This is a genomic window from Streptomyces sp. WM6386 (genome assembly GCF_000972385.1).
Taxonomy (GTDB): domain Bacteria; phylum Actinomycetota; class Actinomycetes; order Streptomycetales; family Streptomycetaceae; genus Streptomyces.
Map to the genome: position 1 here is coordinate 1 of NZ_JXTE01000497.1, position 448 is coordinate 448.

The 448-nt window shown below is 71.2% G+C and carries 1 protein-coding gene; it reads right to left on the minus strand.

Translation table 11 applies throughout. The annotated features are described in order from the left end of the window. Positions 1-448 (minus strand): acyltransferase family protein (locus TN53_RS42410; protein ID WP_046264249.1); only part of this gene is annotated, 448 nt, incomplete at both ends.

Here is a 448-nt window from a genome sequence, read left to right on the forward strand (position 1 = left end):
AGGCGGAAGAACGCTCCGCGGTGACTGCTGGCTCCAGTTGACGCACGCGGAGGGGGTCGCGCCGCAGCAAGGGGCGTTCGACGAGGACGTACGAGACGAGGGCCGCCACGACCGTCGCCGCGAGGCCGGCGGGAATCAGCCGGTCGCCGTGCACGCCGAGGTCGGAGAGCAGCCGGATGACGGGGTAGTGCCAGAGGTACATCCCGTAGCTGAGGTTGCGTCCGACCCAGGCCGGCGCGGACGCGGACAGCAGACGGGAGGGCCATGACCGCGGGCACAGATCAAGCGCGGCCACGACCGTGGCCGACACCACGGCGGTGGCCAGGAAACCGACCGTGTACCAGAACGGATTCCATCCGCTCGCTCCGGTGATCGGGATCTGCCAGGCGATCAGCCCCAGCAGTGCGAGCGCGGGCCAGCACAGCCGTCCCGCCCAGCGGCGCAGCAG